Annotated in this window: 16 protein-coding genes, 2 tRNA genes and 1 pseudogene; 10 read left to right on the top strand and 9 right to left on the bottom strand. The window is 64.6% G+C overall.

The window, feature by feature from the left end:
• Positions 1–593: 593 nt before the first annotated feature.
• Positions 594–923: pseudogene (locus ACK3BB_RS11160) on the top strand (transposase); the annotation flags it as partial.
• A 35-nt stretch (positions 924–958) separates the two neighbouring features.
• Here the strand turns inward: ACK3BB_RS11160 and ACK3BB_RS11165 are convergent.
• The gene (locus ACK3BB_RS11165; protein WP_428924725.1) at positions 959–1,837 is read right to left on the bottom strand and encodes a uracil-DNA glycosylase family protein; all 879 of its coding nucleotides are present in this window, start codon (positions 1,835–1,837) and stop codon (positions 959–961) included.
• A 296-nt stretch (positions 1,838–2,133) separates the two neighbouring features.
• Positions 2,134–4,485: an AAA family ATPase gene (locus tag ACK3BB_RS11170; RefSeq protein WP_428924726.1), complete on the bottom strand. Its 2,352-nt coding sequence runs from the start codon at positions 4,483–4,485 to the stop codon at positions 2,134–2,136.
• A 229-nt stretch (positions 4,486–4,714) separates the two neighbouring features.
• Between ACK3BB_RS11170 and ACK3BB_RS11175 the strand changes: the two genes are divergently transcribed.
• A protein-coding gene (locus tag ACK3BB_RS11175; protein WP_428924727.1) for an IS3 family transposase occupies positions 4,715–6,066 on the top strand; the annotation gives its coding sequence in 2 pieces (ribosomal slippage) (positions 4,715–5,051 and positions 5,051–6,066; 1,353 coding nt in all).
• A 36-nt stretch (positions 6,067–6,102) separates the two neighbouring features.
• Here ACK3BB_RS11175 and ACK3BB_RS11180 read toward each other — a convergent pair.
• The 3 genes from ACK3BB_RS11180 to ACK3BB_RS11190 all read right to left on the bottom strand — a co-directional run bounded on the left by ACK3BB_RS11180 (position 6,103) and on the right by ACK3BB_RS11190 (position 8,020).
• Complete coding sequence (locus tag ACK3BB_RS11180) at positions 6,103–6,579, bottom strand: hypothetical protein (protein WP_428924728.1); 477 nt, start codon at positions 6,577–6,579, stop codon at positions 6,103–6,105.
• A 296-nt stretch (positions 6,580–6,875) separates the two neighbouring features.
• Positions 6,876–6,950 (bottom strand) — tRNA-Asn (locus ACK3BB_RS11185).
• 158 nt (positions 6,951–7,108) lie between these two features.
• Positions 7,109–8,020 carry an MBL fold metallo-hydrolase gene (locus tag ACK3BB_RS11190; RefSeq protein ID WP_428928725.1) on the bottom strand — a complete coding sequence of 304 codons (912 nt, stop codon included), beginning with the start codon at positions 8,018–8,020 and terminating at the stop codon, positions 7,109–7,111.
• A gap of 68 nt (positions 8,021–8,088) precedes the next feature.
• Here ACK3BB_RS11190 and ACK3BB_RS11195 point away from each other — a divergent pair, with 68 nt between their 5' ends.
• Positions 8,089–9,408, top strand: coding sequence for an ATP-binding protein (locus ACK3BB_RS11195; protein ID WP_428924729.1), 1,320 nt, complete (start codon positions 8,089–8,091; stop codon positions 9,406–9,408).
• 9 nt (positions 9,409–9,417) lie between these two features.
• On the top strand, positions 9,418–9,696 hold the full coding sequence (locus ACK3BB_RS11200) for a DUF4031 domain-containing protein (RefSeq protein ID WP_428924730.1): 279 nt from the start codon (positions 9,418–9,420) through the stop codon (positions 9,694–9,696).
• Positions 9,697–9,958: 262 nt separating this feature from the next.
• Here the strand turns inward: ACK3BB_RS11200 and ACK3BB_RS11205 are convergent.
• Positions 9,959–10,035: transfer RNA gene (locus ACK3BB_RS11205), tRNA-Ile, on the bottom strand.
• A 127-nt stretch (positions 10,036–10,162) separates the two neighbouring features.
• Here ACK3BB_RS11205 and purM point away from each other — a divergent pair.
• From purM to rnd, 3 genes are all read left to right on the top strand, one after another.
• A complete protein-coding gene (purM, locus tag ACK3BB_RS11210) occupies positions 10,163–11,221 on the top strand; it encodes a phosphoribosylformylglycinamidine cyclo-ligase (protein WP_428924731.1) in 1,059 nt (352 codons plus the stop codon).
• Complete coding sequence (gene purN, locus ACK3BB_RS11215; RefSeq protein WP_428924732.1) at positions 11,218–11,814, top strand: phosphoribosylglycinamide formyltransferase; 597 nt, start codon at positions 11,218–11,220, stop codon at positions 11,812–11,814. Before purM ends, purN begins: the two co-directional genes overlap by 4 nt.
• Positions 11,815–12,009: 195 nt before the next feature.
• Positions 12,010–13,173, top strand: a complete 1,164-nt coding sequence (gene rnd, locus ACK3BB_RS11220) for a ribonuclease D (RefSeq protein WP_428924733.1) — start codon at positions 12,010–12,012, stop codon at positions 13,171–13,173.
• A 109-nt stretch (positions 13,174–13,282) separates the two neighbouring features.
• Here rnd and ACK3BB_RS11225 read toward each other — a convergent pair whose 3' ends face one another.
• Positions 13,283–13,822, bottom strand: coding sequence for a hypothetical protein (locus ACK3BB_RS11225; protein WP_428924734.1), 540 nt, complete (start codon positions 13,820–13,822; stop codon positions 13,283–13,285).
• Between the two features lie 178 nt (positions 13,823–14,000).
• Between ACK3BB_RS11225 and ACK3BB_RS11230 the strand changes: the two genes are divergently transcribed.
• A complete protein-coding gene (locus ACK3BB_RS11230) occupies positions 14,001–14,408 on the top strand; it encodes a SufE family protein (RefSeq protein WP_428924735.1) in 408 nt (135 codons plus the stop codon).
• 154 nt (positions 14,409–14,562) lie between these two features.
• Here the strand turns inward: ACK3BB_RS11230 and ACK3BB_RS11235 are convergent, their stop codons facing one another.
• The gene (locus ACK3BB_RS11235) at positions 14,563–15,159 is read right to left on the bottom strand and encodes a DUF1638 domain-containing protein (protein WP_428928726.1); all 597 of its coding nucleotides are present in this window, start codon (positions 15,157–15,159) and stop codon (positions 14,563–14,565) included.
• Between the two features lie 166 nt (positions 15,160–15,325).
• Between ACK3BB_RS11235 and ACK3BB_RS11240 the strand changes: the two genes are divergently transcribed.
• Complete coding sequence (locus ACK3BB_RS11240) at positions 15,326–15,826, top strand: hypothetical protein (RefSeq protein ID WP_428924736.1); 501 nt, start codon at positions 15,326–15,328, stop codon at positions 15,824–15,826.
• A 34-nt stretch (positions 15,827–15,860) separates the two neighbouring features.
• On the opposite strand, the gene ACK3BB_RS11245 is transcribed toward ACK3BB_RS11240, so the two are convergent.
• Positions 15,861–16,565: a corrinoid protein gene (locus ACK3BB_RS11245; protein WP_428924737.1), complete on the bottom strand. Its 705-nt coding sequence runs from the start codon at positions 16,563–16,565 to the stop codon at positions 15,861–15,863.
• 228 nt (positions 16,566–16,793) lie between these two features.
• On the opposite strand from ACK3BB_RS11245, the gene ACK3BB_RS11250 reads away from it, so the two are divergent.
• Complete coding sequence (locus ACK3BB_RS11250; RefSeq protein ID WP_428924738.1) at positions 16,794–17,873, top strand: PA0069 family radical SAM protein; 1,080 nt, start codon at positions 16,794–16,796, stop codon at positions 17,871–17,873.
• Positions 17,874–18,030: the final 157 nt, after the last annotated feature.

Genomic DNA, 18,030 nt, shown 5'->3' on the forward strand with positions numbered 1-18,030 from the left:
AAGGTTGCCATGCTGGCCTCGACGGTTAATCCGTCGCGGAACCAAGGGAGACACAGTATGTGAGCCACTTGTGCCCCTCATGTGTGCGGCCTGTGTGCCAGGATCGCACCTAAGGGAGAATGTGAACGGAGCTACTTTCCGTTTTCTTTCAGTACCAACTGGTTAGGTTGATTATGGCTCCGGCGGTAGGGTCCGGAGGGGCGGCCTCAAGGCATTGAAAACGAAGCAGTTTTATGGAGCGACTCCCGTCCGACTCCGCAGTGTGTAAACATATGTGCCGTAACCTGTGCCATCTGGCAAGTGCGGGAAGAAAACCGGCGTCAAGCGCGGATGATCGGGACTTGATGCCCCGCGCAGGAGTGCTTCGAGCGCAAGCGCCGCCGTCAGGCCAACGCCGAGCCTGCGCATCGCGGTCCGGAGGGCGCGAGGTTCGATATGTCTGTCGCGGAGAGCTTGGCTTGCCGCAAGGGCGATAGTGCCCCAGCGCGTGATGTAGGAAGCTGCCGTTGGAGCCTTAGGCGACGCTGGCGGTCACCGTCGATCTTCGGAGAAGGTTTGGGTTGCGACACCTGAACCCTGAGACGGAGATGACGATGACCGACGACAGTATGGCTCTGATCGAGCTGGTTGAGAAGCAGGCCGATGGCGACCTCGTGCGTGAGATGCTGGCCTTTGCAGCCGAGCGTATCATGGAAGCCGAGATCGAGGCGCGGACAGGTGCGGCCCAGGGCGTTCGCTCGCCGGTGAGGAAGGCCCAGCGGAACGGATACCGCGACCGGGACTGGGGTATGCGCGCCGATCGGATCGCGCTGGAGATCCCCAAGCTGCGCATGGGCAGCTACCTCCCCAGCCCCCTGGAGCCGCGCCGGACGGCAGAGAAAGCGCTCATCGCTGTGATCCAGGAGGCCTACGTCCACGGCATTATAGTGTTCAGTCGTCATTCTGGTGCGTCTGGTTGTCAGTGCTCGGGCGGCCACCATCGAACTGGCTCAGCTCCGAGCCGCTCCAATGCGTGGTTCACACGGCGCATGGGATTTCCACAGGCAAAATAAGGCCTGCCGCCTTGATATGCTGGATGGTCGCAATACACGGTTGAAAGACGCGTCGACCCATCTATAGCATCGCTCCGGAATGAAGTCGCCACGGTAACTCGAAAGAGAGTTCGAGCATCAGCACCCAGCAGCAGGAATACAATCGGGACGTCACCATCTCGCCATGTCAGTTTCCGGAGCAGTTGCTTCATGACAGGCTTCCACATCCGGAGATGGGCACGCTTCATTGCATCGTTGGTGCCCGTAAAAGTCCAGGCCGCATTGACCGACAGGACGTCTTCTACGGCCAGATGATCGAAGTATGCTGGCGTTGCAGGGGAAGGGATTGCCCCCCTTCGAATTGCATCACAGATGCTGTCCCAATCATCTTCTGCTTCAGATATTGCAAGGCCTGGATGCTCGCAGGCTGCCGCCGACTGGAGAAGACGCCGCAAACTGTTGGCTACGGCCATTGGGATTTCTGCGTTCCAAAGTCCATCCTCGAACGCACGCCCGGTAGCGCGTTGCGGTCTGGGATAGGGGTCCTGTCCAAGGATTACGACACGGACCTGGTCCGGGGTGAGGCCGTCGAAGGCCCGGCTCATGTGCGCGATTTCAGGTTGCCCTCCGGCCTCCCGCGGCAGTTCGTGGACGCGACGAGGTGGGGATACTTCAGGCACCTCCCAATCAGGAAGGCCATCCAGATCCGGCTCGACATCTGCAAAAAAATCCCGCCATTCGGCTGGCATTTCTGCCCGCCAGTCGCGATCCAAATAGTCTCGCATCAATTGGTTCAGGGGAGCCATGGTCTCGGTCCAATCTTTTAGTGGTCGGAAAAAGCAATATCGGTCATTTGGCAATTTCGAGAATATTACGCTTTGGCGGAAGGCGGCGCTGGAAAGAGTCCGATCATGATCTGTCACCAGTCCAAGGGCTGCGCCCAAAGAATTGCCCCGTAGGGGTAGGCCGCCTGAAACGTTTTGGAAACCGCTTGGTCAGGATCAGAAGACGTGAGCGGCGCCGCTGTGATCTTTGACCAGAAAGGGGCCGATTGGCTCTATTTTTGCATGAACTGACACATTCGGCACGAACGAAGATATTCCTATGCGTCTATGCCGAGAAGAGTTTCCCGCGCAATTCGTTCAATCTCGTCGGCATGTATCTCACCGTCCGGCCCATCCCGGGATGTTATGACACGGTCTGCGTATCCGTTTCTCTGATACCAAGCCTGTTTCTCTTTCCAGCTGGCAGCATATTTAGGAATATGGAGCATGCCCAGATGCTCCCAATACCATGTGTCTCCTTCATGGCTTATCGTGAAATCGGGGAGGCGAAAATCATTGGCATTTCCATTGGTGGCGTAGAGTGGAACTTCGTATTCCGGGCTCAACCCAAGCTTTTCGAGAACGTAGGCTACGATCACTTCACTTTTCGAGCGCACTTTGACGCCTTCCCCGGTGCGGTGCTTCAGCCGATCGGCATAAATTGGCGTTCGAGGATCTTCTTTAGGCAGGATCGCTCCGGGAATATGCGGTGCGAACAACCGAGAGCACCGCCGCCGCGCATCGGAGGCATTCGCCGCGCGTAGCCGCAGAAGCGGCGTGATGTCGCGCTCTACCAGGATAACGAGTTGCTTTCTGAAACGGGTCAGAGCCGTATAGAGAAGCTCCCGAGAAAGGGTGCGCGCCTCCTGCGGCAGAACCAAGAATACAAGATCAAAGTCACTGCCCTGTGCTTTGTGGACCGTCAGGGCGTATGCCAGCTCCAGCCGTTCCTCAATTTCGCCGCGCTTGAAGAAATACACCGTCTGGTCTTGGGAAGAGAAACCGATACAAAGCCTGTCAACGCCACCCTTGTTGTAGGCGCTGCTAGCCATCCCGATCTCACCGTTGGCGAGGTAACTCAGTCCTTTCTCTGCTGGGCTGCAATAGGCACGGTCATTGATGACGTTGATAACCTTGTCGCCGCGGACGATTTCCTCCTGACCGAACGGCCGTGGCATTCTCTTCCATGGGTTGCGGGCATATTTTTGCATGGCGCCGCGAAACTCGCCCTGGATCTGTCGATTGAGTTCCGTCGTTCCGAAGGCGTCCTGGCGAGTCGGGGTGAGGATCTGCCAGTTCTCGGCATCTTTCCAGTGCTCGGTGTCGAAGCCCAGCGAGCGGTTGAACGATTCGTAATCTCCGGCACCGATATTCAGATGGGCTTTGAGCTTCTCTTTGATCAGATCGCGGAGAGCGTCACGGTCCTTCCATACGGCGATCTCTACGTCACCCAGGGCCTCGCCTGAGGCCAGTTGCGACAAGATTGCATCGTCGTCCGGAGCAGCCTCGTTGCGATAGGTCGCCGCGAGTTCGAGCCCGGGACTTACCATGGTGGCGCCATCTACTTCCAAGATGCGCATGCAGGTATACAGCTCACCGATGGCGTCGGGTCGCGCACGGCGTAATTCTTCGATCAGTTCGGCAAAGGGGCGTCCTGGACCGATCGGTGGCAACTGGAATGGATCACCGACGAATATCAGCCGTTTGATTGCATTCACATCCACGGCCTTGAGCAGGCTTGCCAACAGATCGACCGACGGCATGGATGCCTCATCAACGATCACGGTGGTAGCCTTCTGTGGCGGTTCATTGGTTCGCGTCAAAAGGGAGAATCCAGGCCCGATCAGCTTCTGCTTGCTGAGAACCTGGTGGATCGTCTGCGCACGACGCTTGGTATTCTCGGCCAGTCTAACCCGCGCTTTGCCCGTGGGCGCGAGCAGCAGAATCGGGCGCATGGGTTCGATCTCGTTCAACGCGTCCACGAAAATCTTTAGCGCCCTCGTCTTCCCGGTTCCGGCGCCGCCGGTCAGCACCGAGATGCGATTTCGATAAAGTCGCTCAAGTGCGACCGTTTTTTCGTTGAGCGCGTCGCTCTGACGCTGCGTTTCTGGCTCACCGAGATCTTTCAGTAGACGCGCCGCCCAATCGATTTTCGGCGCGTCATCATATGATTTTCGTATCATTGTCTGAAAGACAGACGACACATCGCTCTCACGCTGCCGCAATGAACTCAAAGCCACTACAGGCACTTCCTCGATTTCGTCGAAAGTGAGGACAGATTCGTAAAATTCTTCTTGCCCCAGCACAACCTCTTCATCTGGGCGGCAGACCCGTCGCTCGGGAAAAAATCCCCGAACCCTTTCAATCATGCTCGCCATCGGCAGAAAGCTATGACCTTCCGCCGCAGCCTGGTTCAGCACGGCATTGGCAACGGCACGGACCCGTCTCTTATCGTCTTGCGCCATCTCCCACGGATCACCAAACGCACGCGCAGCTCCCTCGGGGCGGACACCCTGGTCGATAACCTCTATCGCTATGGCCGCCGAAAAGTTGGTGCCGCAGTCCTGTTCACAAAGCAGGTAAGGATTCTCGATAATTTCGGACATCGTCGCACTGATGCCGCGGCCCACTCGGTCAAGTTCTGAGATCAGGTCGATAAACTGGTCTTCCGTCAGTTCGAAGCGAACCAGTGCATCGAGAAGAGTGTGACGGGTCTTCAGCGCGCGCCATTTCTCGCGCGCACTCGCGAGACCCTTTTGGTATGACCCCGACGGATGTCCCCCGTCAGCGCCCCTGGGACATCTGAGTTGACTTTGTAACGGAGGGTTTCTGGCTCATCGTAACCACCAAGGAGTGGAGATGAGACAGAAACCCGGAACAGCGAAGCCGACGGCGGAGTCGATGGTGAAGGACATCCGCCGGCGCGCGCGGAAGCACCATTCCGCCGAAGAGAAGATCCGCATCGTCCTTGAAGGGCTGCGCGGGGAGGACAGCATTGCCGAACTGTGCCGGCGTGAGGGGATCGCCACGAGCCTCTACTATAGCTGGTCAAAAGAGTTCCTCGAGGCCGGCAAGAAGCGGCTCGCGGGCGATACCGCGCGCCAGGCCACCAGCCCCGAGGTCAAAGATCTGCGGCAGGAAGCGTCGGCGCTGAAAGAGGCGGTGGCCGATCTCACCTTGGAGAACCGCCTGCTCAAAAAAAGCATGCTCGGGGATGGGGGCGACGAGGAATGAGATATCCCGCCTCCGAGAAGCTCGAGATCATCCGGCAGGTGGAGCAATCGCACCTGCCGGCGAAGCGGACGCTGGACATGTTGGGCATCCCGCGCACGACCTTCTACCGCTGGTATGACCGCTATTTGTCGCTTGGCGCCGCCGGGCTCGCAGACCGGCCCTCGCGCCCTGCGCGGGTCTGGAACCGGATCCCAGACAAGGTGCGCAAGCAGGTCGTCGATCTGGCCCTCGAGCAGCCCGAGCTGTCACCCCGGGAGCTCGCCGCCCGCTTCACCGACACTCAGCGTTACTTCGTGTCGGAAGCCAGCGTCTACAGGGTTCTGAAGGCGCATGGCCTGGTCACCAGTCCGGCCTTCGTGATCATCAAGGCAGCAGAGGAGTTCCACGAGAAGACGACCCGACCGAACCAGCTCTGGCAAACCGACTTCACCTACCTGAAGGTCATCGGCTGGGGCTGGTTCTACCTCTCTACCATCCTCGATGATTACAGCCGCTACGTCATCGCCTGGCGGCTCTGCACGACGATGAAGGCGTCGGACGTGACCGCGACGCTGGAAGATGCTCTGGTCGCCTCGGGCTGTGATCGGGCCACAGTCGCCCACCGGCCTCGGCTGCTGAGCGACAATGGCAGCAGTTACATCTCCGGGGAACTGGCCGACTGGCTTGCTGACGAGGGCATGGATCACGTCCGGGGCGCTCCTCGCCACCCTCAGACCCAGGGCAAGATCGAGCGCTGGCACCAGACCCTCAAGAACCGCATCTTGCTCGAGAACTATTACCTGCCCGGCGCTCTGGAACAGGCGATCGGCGACTTCATCGACCACTACAACCATCACCGCTACCACGAGAGCCTGGGCAACCTCGCGCCCGCCGACGTCTATCTCGGCAGGGCCGAAGCTATTCTGAAAACACGAAAGGAGATCAAAGCCAAAACCATCGAGAAGCGCCGCTTGCTGCATCGCCAGACCGCGGCATAGACTGAAACCACAACGAGCCAGGCCCTCCGTTCTCGATCAGGCCCTCGTGTCCCAAATCATCTGACGACGGACAAGCAGGGTGCTGGAATCGGACGCGCGTGTGGAGCGAAAGAACGGGCTTGGCTCGTCGAAAATACCGGCGTTTCGACGCATGTTCTCTTCCGCGGCGTCGAGCATGACACGGAGGGCGTGGTAGGCCCGGCGCGGCCAGTCCGTGTCGGTTTCATCGAGCGCGAGGCCGAGCCGTTGGGCGACGTCCCGAAGCGGCTGGCGTGCCTTCTCCCTGTCCCGTAGGGACAGGGTGCGACGCAGCGCGTCGATGGCGGCCTGGGAGCAGGCAGCCTCGTAGGCGGCGGCCTCGGCGGTGAGTTGCGGTGCGACCTCGCGCGCGGCGTGAGCCGACTCCACGAGGAAGCGCCCGAGCCCCTCAAGATAGCTTGCCATGATCTGCGGCTCGATCGCCATCGTCATCTCCGTCCTGCGGGCGAAGGCGATGTCGGTCAGAAAGGTCAATCTCTGGGCCAACACCTTCGCTTCGGACGGGAGATGCGTTCGAAGCGGAAACAGGAGTGGCGATTTCCTCAAGGGGTTTGCCAGCTGGTCGGAGCACAAGCGTTGGGGCCAGCGCCGACGCCAGTGAAAGCCGGTGGGGCGGTATTCGAGATGGGGTTGATTGGACTGGTGGATGCGCAGCGCTCCGACTCCTTGTGCCAGCAAATGTGCCAAGCAAAGAGACAGGAGTCGTGCCAACTAGGTCTGAGCTTCGACTCCTCTGGAGAAGTCGTTGCTTTTCAGCCACTTGAGGTTTATGGCTCCGGCGGTAGGGATCGAACCTACGACCAATTGATTAACAGTCAACTGCTCTACCGCTGAGCTACGCCGGAACGGTCTGCGCCGTATAGCAATGGCCATTGGGGGCGTCCAGAGGATTTTGGCGCCCCTTCGCAAAATTTTTGGCCGACGTCGGGGCAACCTGGCAGGAGCCGGAAATGGCCCCGCAATCAGCGCCGCAAACCTCGGGCAAGGCGCGGGCCGGGGGCTGTCAGAGCCGCCGGAAAACGGCGGTTTCCGACAGCGGCCCGTCATGGGTGATCAGCTGTCTCTGCTTGAGATCCACGAGATGGGCGAAGACATTGCGCGTGGCCATGCCCAGCATGCGCCGGGGCGTTTCGGTGTAGATCCGGGCGGCCAGGACCTGGGGCGTGGCGGCGCTGAAGGCCAGGGCGCCGAGGATCGCGGATTCGCGTTTGCGCCGGTGGTCCATCAGCCAGTCGAGCCGCCCGGCCGGATCGGTCACCGGCGCGCCGTGGCCTGGGTAGAACACCCGCCAGTCGCGGGACTTGAGCCGCGTGCAGGAGGCCATGAAATCGCCGACATCGCCATCGGGAGGCGAGACGATGGAACTGGCCCAGCCCATGACATGATCGCCCGTCAGGCAGGCATCGCCCAGGGCCAGCGAGATGTGGTTGCCCAGGTGGCCCGGCGTGTGGATGACCTCGAGCGTCCAGCCGGCGCCTTCGATCAGCGCGCCGTCGGCCAGGGTCACGTCGGGTACGAAACCCGCATCCAGGCCTTCGCCACCGCCGCCAAGGCCCGAGGCGGCCAGGTCCGCCATGATGGCGCTGCGCCCGGCGGTGGCATCACCAAAGGCCAGGACAGGTGCGCCGGTGGCCCGGGCCAGGGGGACGGCCAGGGTGGAATGATCGCGGTGGGAATGGGTGATCACGATGTGGCTGATGCGCTGGCCGGGGCCGACGGCGGCCAGGATGGCATCGAGATGGCCGGGCGCGTCGGGGCCCGGGTCGATCACGGCCAGGTCGCTGTTGCCCAGCAGGTAGGTGTTGGTGCCCCGGTAGGTCATGGGCGAGGGGTTGTCGGCCAGGATCCGGCGCAGGCCGGGCTGCAGCTCCTGGGCGGTGCCGACCGGCGGGTTGAAATCATCGGGCCATTTCAGGGCGGATGTGTCGCTGGACAAGGTCGTTGGGCCTTTCTTACGTCTTCGCGGGCGGATAGGCTCTGGCCATGACCGCCCTGCGCCTCAAACATTACATGCCCCGAGGGCTTTACGGACGGGCGGCGCTGATCCTCGTCCTGCCGGTCGTGCTGTTGCAGCTGGTCGTCTCGGTGATCTTTATCCAGCGTCACTTCGAAGATGTCACGACGCAGATGACCCACACGGTCATTCGTGAACTGCAGCTGATCATCGGGCAGGCATCGGCGGCCGACAGCTCGGCCATGGCCCTGGTGCGCATGGGGCCGACGGCCGAGGTGCTGGATTTCGACCTGCGCTTCGTCGGGCCCGACGAGATCCCGGCCACGGACAGCCGGTACTGGTACGATTTCTCGGGCATCGTCATGCGCAACACGGTGCGCGAGGCGCTGCCCCAGGCCGGGCCGATCCTGCTGGCCCAGCCGCGGGTTGTGACGGTGTTCTATCCCACGCCCAACGGGCCGCTGGAAATCACCTTTGACCGCAACCGGGTGTCGGCCTCGGCGCCGCACCAGCTGCTGGTCAACATGGTGTTCTTCGGCGCGCTGATGACGGCCGTGGCGTTTTTGTACCTGCGCAACCAGCTGCGGCCCATCGCCCGGCTGGCCCGGGCGGCCACGGCCTTTGGTCGCGGCCAGCATGTCGATTACCACCCCGGCGGGTCGATCGAGGTGCGGGCGGCCGGGCGGGCCTTTGTCGACATGCGCCACCGGATCGAACGGCATATCGAACAGCGCACGCTGATGCTGTCGGGGGTCAGCCATGACCTGCGCACGCCGCTGACCCGGCTGAAGCTGGGCCTGTCGATGATGGAGGACGAGGAGGCCGAGCAGCTGCTGGGCGACGTGCGCGAGATGGAGGCGCTGATCGATGCCTTCCTCGATTTCGCCAAAGGTGCCCAGGAAAGCGAGCCCGAGATGCTGGACCCCCATGCGCTGATCGGGCGCATCGTCGAGGACGCCCGGCGGGCCGGCAGCCCGGTCACGCTGTGCGCGCCGGAAGGCGAGGGGCGGGTCATGCTGCGGCCGGTGGCGATCCGGCGGGCGGTGGAGAACCTGATCGGCAATGCCGTGCGCTACGGCGATCATGCCGAGGTGTCGGTGCGGCTGCTGGCCGGCTCGCTGCGCATCCGGGTCGAGGACGACGGGCCGGGCATCCCGCCGGCGGCGCGGGACGAGGCGGTCAAGGCCTTTTCGCGGCTCGATCCGGCGCGCAACCAGAACCGCGGCTCGGGGGTCGGGCTGGGGCTGGCCATCGCGATGGATATCGCCCGGGCCCATGGCGGGGCGCTGCGGCTGGACGAAAGCCCGCGCCTGGGCGGGCTGCTGGCCGAGATCGTCATCGCGAGGTAGGGCCGGGCCATGGCGGTCTATGTCGACGACATGCATCTGAGCGAGATGGGCCGGTTCGGGCCGTACCGGATGTGCCACATGCTGGCCGACAGCACCGAAGAGCTGCTGGCCATGGCCGACCGGATCGGGATGGACCACAAATGGATCCAGAAGCCCGGCACGATCCACGAGCATTTCGACATTCCCGTCCATCGCCGGCGGATGGCCGTGCTGTTCGGCGCGGTCGAGATCACGATGGCCCAGGCCGGGCGGATCGTGCATGCCCGACGCCGGGCGCGGGGCGGTTGAGGACGGGGTGGGCGGGCGGGGCAGTGGCGGACAGACCGGCCGATGGCGAGGACCCGTAGGGTGGGCATGTGCTCACCGGCGACGGCGATTCCTCGGCCGAACGGGCGCTTTTGGTGGGTATTGCGCCAGACGCTGCGCCAAATGGCGGACGGGGCAGGGCTGCATGGGGGGCGCGCGATGCAATCGGCCCGGGCAATGCGGCGGCATCCGTTAGAGGCAGCCGTGAGACAATCGTTTGTTTTCAGCTGAATAGGCGGTTTTCTGGTAGGCCCGGCAGGACTTGAACCCGCAACCAAAGCGTTATGAGCGCTCTGCTCTAACCAATTGAGCTACAGGCCCGCCTAAGGCCAATCTGCCTATCATGATCGGGGCCGGGGTCAAGCCTTGGCATTGCATGCGCGCGGCCAATCGACTAGGCCGCGCGGAAGATCTGACAACCCAGGGGCCAGGGGCCGGGAGAGCCGCGATGAGCGAAGGCAAGGACGAGCGCAAGAACGGAATGACCTATGCCGAGGCCGGCGTCGATATCGATGCGGGCAATGCGCTGGTGGACCGGATCAAACCGGCGGCCGCCTCGACCGACCGGGCGGGCGTGATGTCTGGCCTGGGCGGGTTCGGCGCGCTCTTCGATCTGAAGGCCGCCGGCTATGACGACCCGATCCTCGTGGCCGCGACCGACGGGGTGGGCACCAAGCTGCGCATCGCCATCGATACCGGCGAGGTCGATGGCGTGGGCATCGACCTGGTGGCCATGTGCGTCAACGACCTGGTCTGCCAGGGCGCCGAGCCGCTGTTCTTCCTGGATTACTTCGCGACCGGCAAGCTCGAGACCGAGAGCGCGGCGCGCATCGTCGAGGGCATTGCCGAGGGCTGCCGCCAGGCCGGCGCGGCGCTGATCGGGGGCGAGACGGCCGAAATGCCGGGCATGTACCCGGCCGGCGATTTCGACCTGGCGGGCTTTGCCGTGGGCGCGATGGAACGCGGACAGGCGCTGCCGGCCGGCGTGGCGGCGGGCGACGTGCTGCTGGGGCTGGCCAGCGACGGGGTGCATTCCAACGGCTATTCGCTGGTCCGGCGCATCGTCGAGGCCGAGGGGCTGGACTGGGCCGCCGATTGCCCGTTCGGCGAGGGCGCCCTGGGCGCGGCGCTGCTGGCGCCGACGCGGGTCTACGTGCGGCCATGCCTCGACGCGATCCGCCTGGGCGGGGTGCACGGGCTGGCGCATATCACCGGCGGCGGGCTGACCGAGAACCTGCCGCGCATCCTGCCCGAGGGGCTGGGCGCGTCGATCGAGCTGGGCAGCTGGACGCTGCCGCCGGTCTTTGGCTGGATGCAGCGCGCCGGGGGCATTGCCGAGGGCGAGATGCTCAAGACGTTCAATTGCGGCATCGGCATGGTGCTGGTGGTGGCGGCAGACCGGGCCGAGGCCCTGGCCCAGGCGCTGGACGCCGCGGGCGAGCGGGTGTTCCGCATCGGCCAGGTCGAGGACGGGGCGGGCATCCGCTACAGCGGCGCGCTGGCATGAGCCACAAGCGCGTTGCCATCCTGCTGTCGGGCAGCGGGTCGAACATGGCCGCGCTGGTCGACAGCATGACCGGCGACCATCCGGCCCGGCCCGTGCTGGTCGTGTCCAACCGGCCCGGCGCCGGCGGGCTGGACAAGGCCCAGGCCCGGGGCGTGCCCACGGCGGTGGTCGATCACCGGCCCTTCGCCGGCGACCGGGCGGCCTTTGAAACCGCGCTGACGGCGGTTCTGGAAGAAGCCCGGCCCGACATCATCTGCCTGGCCGGATTCATGCGCGTGTTGACCGAAGGCTTCGTGACCCGCTGGGACGGCCGGGTGCTGAACGTGCATCCCTCGCTGCTGCCGCGTCACCGTGGCCTGGACACCTATGCCCGGGCGCTGGCGGCGGGTGATACCGAGTTCGGCGCGACGGTCCACGTGGTGACGGCCGCGCTGGACGACGGGCCGATCCTGGGGCAGGTGCACCTGCCGATCCATCCCGGCGACACGGCCGAGGATCTGGCCGGTCGTCTGCACCTGTGGGAACACCGGCTCTACACCGATGTGCTGCGCCGTTTCGCCGGCGGCGACACGACGCCTGTGCGCCTGCCCTAGGGGCAGGGCGCCCGCCCGGGGCGCGGCGACGCAGGGTCGGGCGGCGATCGCGGGCGGCACGGCGGGGCGGACGCTTTTCAAAGGGCCGGGAATGTCCTATGACTATCGGCGGTTGGGGACAGTCCTGTCCGGGAGGCCGACCGGGCAAAGAACAAGAACCGGGCCCAGAACAAGAACAAAGAAGACCCATCGCGAATGAAGACAATCACGAAGCCTGACGAGCTGGCGGCATTCTGCGCGGCGGCTGCCGAACATCCCTACGTTACCGTCGACACGGAATTCCTGCGGGAACGCACCTATTATTCCAAGCTCTGCCTGATCCAGCTGGCCCATCCGGGCGGCGGCGAGGACAGCGCCGTGCTGGTCGATCCGCTGGTCGAGGGCATGGACCTGGAACCGCTCTACACGCTGTTCCGCGATACCTCGGTGGTCAAGGTGTTCCACGCCGCGCGCCAGGATCTTGAGATCTTCTGGGTGGCGGCCGGGCTCTTTCCGACGCCGCTCTTCGATACCCAGGTCGCGGCGATGGTCTGCGGCTTTGGCGAACAGGTGGGCTATGAAACCCTGGTGCGCAAGATCTGCCGGCAGCCGCTGGACAAGACCTCGCGCTTTACCGACTGGTCGCGCCGGCCGCTGAGCGATGCCCAGAAGACCTATGCCCTGGCCGATGTCACCCATCTGCGCCAGATCTACGAATTCCTGCAGGCTGAACTGGTCCGCTCGAAACGCACCGTCTGGGTCGAGGAAGAGCTGCAGATCCTGACCAATCCCGAGACCTACGAGGTCGATCCGGCCACGGCCTGGCAGCGGATCAAGACGCGGACCAATTCGCCGCGTTTCCTGGGCATCGTGCGCGAACTGGCCGCTTTCCGCGAGGGCTATGCCCAGTCGAACGACGTGCCGCGCAGCCGGGTCTACAAGGATGACGCGCTGATCGAGCTGGCCTCGACCAAGCCCCGGACGATGCAGGACCTGGGCCGGTCGCGTCTGTTGCTGCGTGAGGCGCGCAAGGGCGCCATTGCCGATGGCATCCTGGCGGCGGTCGAACGCGGCGTGTCGATGGACCAGGGCGATTTGCCCGTGCCCGACCGCAGCCGGGAAAAGCTTCAGGTCAACCCGGCGCTGGCCGACCTGCTGCGCGTACTGCTCAAGGCCAAGAGCGAGGATTCGAACGTGGCGCCCCGGCTGATCGCCCCGGCGGCCGAGCTGGACGCCATCGCGGCCGGCCAGCGCGACGTGCCGTCGCTGCGCGGCTGGCGGCGGGACGTGTTTGGCGCCGATGCGCTGCGGCTGTGCCAGGGGGAAATCGCCCTGGCCGCGCGGGGCGAGGCGGTGGATATCGTCGAATTGTCGCGCTGATCCCGGGTCGGATGGCCGGGCGGATAAGCAATCATCCCGGGCCAGACCACGGGGCAGAAATGCAAAAGGGGGCCGCGGCCCCCTTTTTTCGTGTCCCTGGTGGGCCGGCTCAGCGCCGCCGCGATTCGCGGGCGTTCTGGGTGCCGGTCACGCGGATGACCCGGGCGGCATCGAGATGCTGCGAGGTCACGCTGCGCGCGACGGAAATGGTGCGCGTGGCCTCGGTGCCCCGGGGCGTGCCTTCGACCGGGTACTTGACCACGAAACGATAGGCCAGGACGCCGTCTTCGGGTTCTTCGTCGATCGTGTCGGGGATCAGCCGGGCGTCATAGGCGCCCTCGCGGGTGGCCAGCCCGGCCACGCGGATGATCGCCCCTTCGATGGTGCGTTCGATTTCCAGCGAGACGATCTGGTCGATGGTCACGCCTTCGACGGCCTTCTGGTTGCCGGCGATGAAATCGGCCGCGCTTTCGGGCAGCAACGGGTTCACATCGGTGGCCACGGCCTCGGGGCTGACCTCGGCGGCGCGCGACCGGCCAAACCAGTTCGACGGGTTCGCCCCGCTGTCGCGCCAGCCCGAACAAGCGCCAAGCCCCATTGTGGCCACAAGGAGCCCAAGCGTGATCATCCGCGCGGCCGGTCGTGTCATGTCAGGTCCTCTGCTCGTTGCGTTTTCGGACCTAGCGCATCCGCCGGGCGTTGAAAAGCGTCAAGACGGCGCGTGGGGCGGCGGGGCCGGGCAGGCAAAGGTGAGGGGGCAGGGGCTGGACAGCCGGGCAGGCCGGGCTTAGGGGTCGGGCAGGCCCATGACAGAAGGGGAACGGGATATGGCGGCGCAAGCCTTTGAAGCGATTGTCGAAGATTTCGAGTTCCTCGAAGACTGGGAAGACCGCTATCGCCATGTCATCGAACAGGGCAAGGCGATGGACCCGCTGGACGAGGCGCTGAAGGTGCCGGCGACCAAGGTCGACGGCTGCGCCAGCCAGGTCTGGCTGCACCCGGTGATCGAAGACGGGATCTTTCGCTTCGACGGGGACAGCGACGCGATGATCGTGCGCGGTCTGATCGCCGTTCTGCGCGCGCTCTACAACGGGCTGCCGGTGGCCGAGGTCGGCCAGGTCGATGCCAGGGCCGAACTGGCCCGGCTGGAACTCGACGAGAACCTGTCCTCGCAACGGTCGAACGGGCTGCGCGCGATGATCGAACGGATCCGCAGCGTGGCGGCCGCCGCCTGAGGGGGCGCTGCCCCCGTCCTCGTAAACGAGGACTCCCCCGGGAATACTTTCAAAGAGAAAGAAGCAGGACGTGGCGCGCAACCTGCAGCTTCTTCTTGGTCCAAATACCCGGCTCTGATCGCGCCGTGGAGCCTGCCGATCGGCAAGGGCGCGGTCAGAGCCGGGCCAGGGCCGGGGCCAGATCACCATATCCGGTAAAGCGATGTTCGAAGGCCAGGCCAAGCCGGGCGGCGCAATCGGCGGCGCGGGCGGCTAGGGCGGGATCGTCGGTCTGGGCCTGGTAGACCAGCTTGGTGTAATGGCCGAAATACATGTCGCGCAGCTCGGGATGGCGATCCAGCCCGAGAGGGCGCCAGACAAAGGCATCGAACTGGCGGACAAGGAAATCGGTCAGGTAGAAGGCGGTGAACTCGTCCTGGGCGCGTTCGGCAAAGCGGGCATTGCCTTCGAAGAAGCTGTAGCAATGGGGGCCTTCGACCATGTCGAGCCCGAGCCGGTCGCAGAGCGCACGCAGCTGGCCGCCCGTGCCGCAATCGGCATAGACGACAAAGATCCTGTCATAGGCCGCGCTGTGGTGGGCCACGGCCTCTTCGACGGCGGCGGGGATGCGATCGGGGTGGTTGTGCAGGATGGCCGGCAGACAGGCCAGGTCGAGATGCGTCCAGCCATTCAGCGCGATGAGGTCAAGGATCTCGCGCGCCAGCGCGCCGCAGGCCAGCAGCAGGATGCGACCCCGGTGTGTCGGGTCCATGCCATCCGTGGTCAGGGCATCGGGGCCGGGCAGGGCGATGTCACTGGGGCGGGCCGGGGCTGACACAATTCTGACCTCTGCGTGCGGCGGATGTTGCAATGCTTGCGTGGCGCGGTGGCGGGCCCAGATCGCTGTCAGACCCGCAGACATGCCAGGAGTGTTGCACATGTCCGATACCGCCGCCACGTCGTCGCGCCGCCTGCCACCCGCCAATGGCGCCACCCTCGGAGCGATGTTTGTCGCCGGGGCGGTGGCAACCATGGCTTTTGATCTCTGGGGCCAGATCCTGAGCCCCGGGCTGGGCTGGGCCACGCTGTCGCCCCATGGGCTGGCCCGCAGCCTGCTGGGCAGGTTCGGCCTGCCCAACGGAGATTTCGCAGGGTATTTCGTGCATTTCTACCTGGTCGGCCTGCTGGGCTATCCGCTGGGCTGGTTGCTGGTTTTCCGCCCGGCCTGGCGCGCGGTGATCGGGGCGGGCGGGCCCTGGATCCTGCCGGCCGCGCTCTATGGCCTGGCGCTTTGGGTCTTTGCCATCGGCGGCATCACGGCCATTGCCGGTCTGCCCTTCTTCCTCGATTTCACCGGCATCACCTGGGTCGCGCTGATCGGCCATGTGCTCTACGGCATTGTCCTGGTCGCCGTCCTGCGCCGGTTCCGCCTGGGGTGAGCGCCGGAGCAGGGCGGCGGGCCGCCCTGCGTCGTCAGCTTGCGGCCATCTGGTTGTGCTTGCGGGCGATGAAGTCCTTGGCCGTTTCCACCGCCACGGCGGCGTCGCGGCAATAGGCATCCGCCCCGATCGCCCGGCCGAATTCCTCGTTCAGGGGCGCGCCGCCGACCAGCACGATGTAATCGTCGCGGATGCCCTGTTCCTTCATCGTGTCGATCACGACCTTCATGTAGGGCATCGTTGTCGTCAGCAGGGCGGACATGCCCAGGATGTCGGGCTCTTCGGTGGCAATCGCTTCGAGATAGGCCTCGACGGCATTGTTGATGCCCAGGTCGACAACCTCGAAACCCGCGCCTTCCATCATCATCGACACCAGGTTCTTGCCGATGTCGTGGATGTCGCCCTTGACCGTGCCGATCACCATCTTGCCCATGCGCGGCGCGCCGGTCTCGGCCAGCAGCGGCTTGAGGATGGCCATGCCGCCCTTCATCGCGTTGGCCGCCAGCAGCACTTCGGGCACGAAGAGGATGCCATCGCGGAAATCGTGGCCCACGATCGTCATCCCGCCGACCAATGCCTCGGTCAGCACGCGATAGGGCGCCCAGCCGCGGTCAAGCAGGATGTTCACCCCTTCCTCGATCTCGTCCTTGAGACCGTCATAGAGATCGTCGAACATCTGCTGGACGAGTTCCTCGTCATCGAGTTCGGAGAGGATGATGTCGTCTTCTTCGTCGGACATGGGCCTGATCCTGCAGGGGTGGTCATGGGATGGGTCGAAAAGGCCGGACACCCGGACCGGCCTCATCTTTCGTTTTCCGCGCTCGGGCGGCCAGCGACTAGGCAATTAGCGACATCGCCGGTCCGTCTTGCGACCTGAGTGGCCGAAAATGATGAAGATGACGTAAGTTTTGGCACCGCCAACCGGCCACACCTTGCAATTGTTCTCATTTTGTTCCAGATGGTGGCCATGGACCAGCCCGCCACCATAGACCCCGACCGGCGCCGCGCCCGGGGCGCCACGACCAACCTGGCCGGCCGCTACGACCTGGCCCGGACCGAGGATCACGACGGGTGGGACATCCCCGAGGCGCGCCCTGCCTTCGACACCCGGGTCACCGAGGAACAGCCGCGGAGCCTGATCACCTACAACCGCTCGCCCGATCTGCCTTTCGACCGGTCGATCAACCCCTACCGGGGCTGCGAACATGGCTGCATCTATTGTTTCGCCCGGCCGACCCATGCCTATCTCGGCCTGTCGCCGGGGCTGGATTTCGAAACCCGGCTGATCGCCCGGCCCGGGGCGCCCGACGTCCTGCGCCGCGAGCTGGGTGCCCGGGGCTACAAGGTGGCCACGCTGGCCATCGGCACGAACACCGATCCCTACCAGCCGATCGAGCGCGACCGGGCCATCACCCGGTCCTGCCTGCAGGTGCTGTCCGAGTTCAACCACCCGGTGGGCATCGTGACCAAGGGCGCCCTGGTCGAGCGCGACATCGACATCCTGGCGCCCATGGCCCGGCAGGGGCTGGTCCGCGTGGGCATCACGATCACAACGCTCGACGACGACCTGTCACGCCGGATGGAACCTCGCGTGCCCCTGCCGCGCCGGCGCCTGGCGGCCATCCGCCGGCTGGTCGATGCGGGGATTCCGGTGTGCGTCATGGTGTCCCCGGTGGTTCCGGGGCTGACGGATCACGAGCTGGAAACCATCCTGGCCGAAGCCGCTGCCGCCGGGGCCGATGCCGCCAGCTGGATCATGCTGCGCCTGCCGCGCGAAGTGTCGCCCCTGTGGCAGGACTGGCTGGCCGAACATGAACCGAACCGCGCGGCCAAGATCATGGCCCGACTGCGCGAGATGCATGGCGGGCGGGATTATGATCCGCGCTGGGGCCACCGGATGCGCGGCGAGGGCGAGTTTGCCGAACTGACGGCCCGGCGGTTCAAATCCGCCTGCCGCCGTCTTGGCCTGCGCGAACGCACCGCCCCTTTGCGCAGCGATCTCTTCGCGCGACCACCGATGCCCGGCGACCAGATGAGCCTGTTCTGACACAACCGGCGCCCCATCCGAGCGGCCGGCCCGGTAGGACAATCGGGGCAGGGATATTTTCAAAGAGAAAGAAGCAGCAGGTCGGTGCGCCGTCCCGGCCGCGCGCGGGCGTCCTGCTTCTTTCTCTTTCCAAGTATTCCCGGGGGAGTCCTCCAAC

Origin of the sequence: Marinibacterium sp. SX1, assembly GCF_050389775.1 — a bacterium.
GTDB lineage: Bacteria > Pseudomonadota > Alphaproteobacteria > Rhodobacterales > Rhodobacteraceae > Marinibacterium.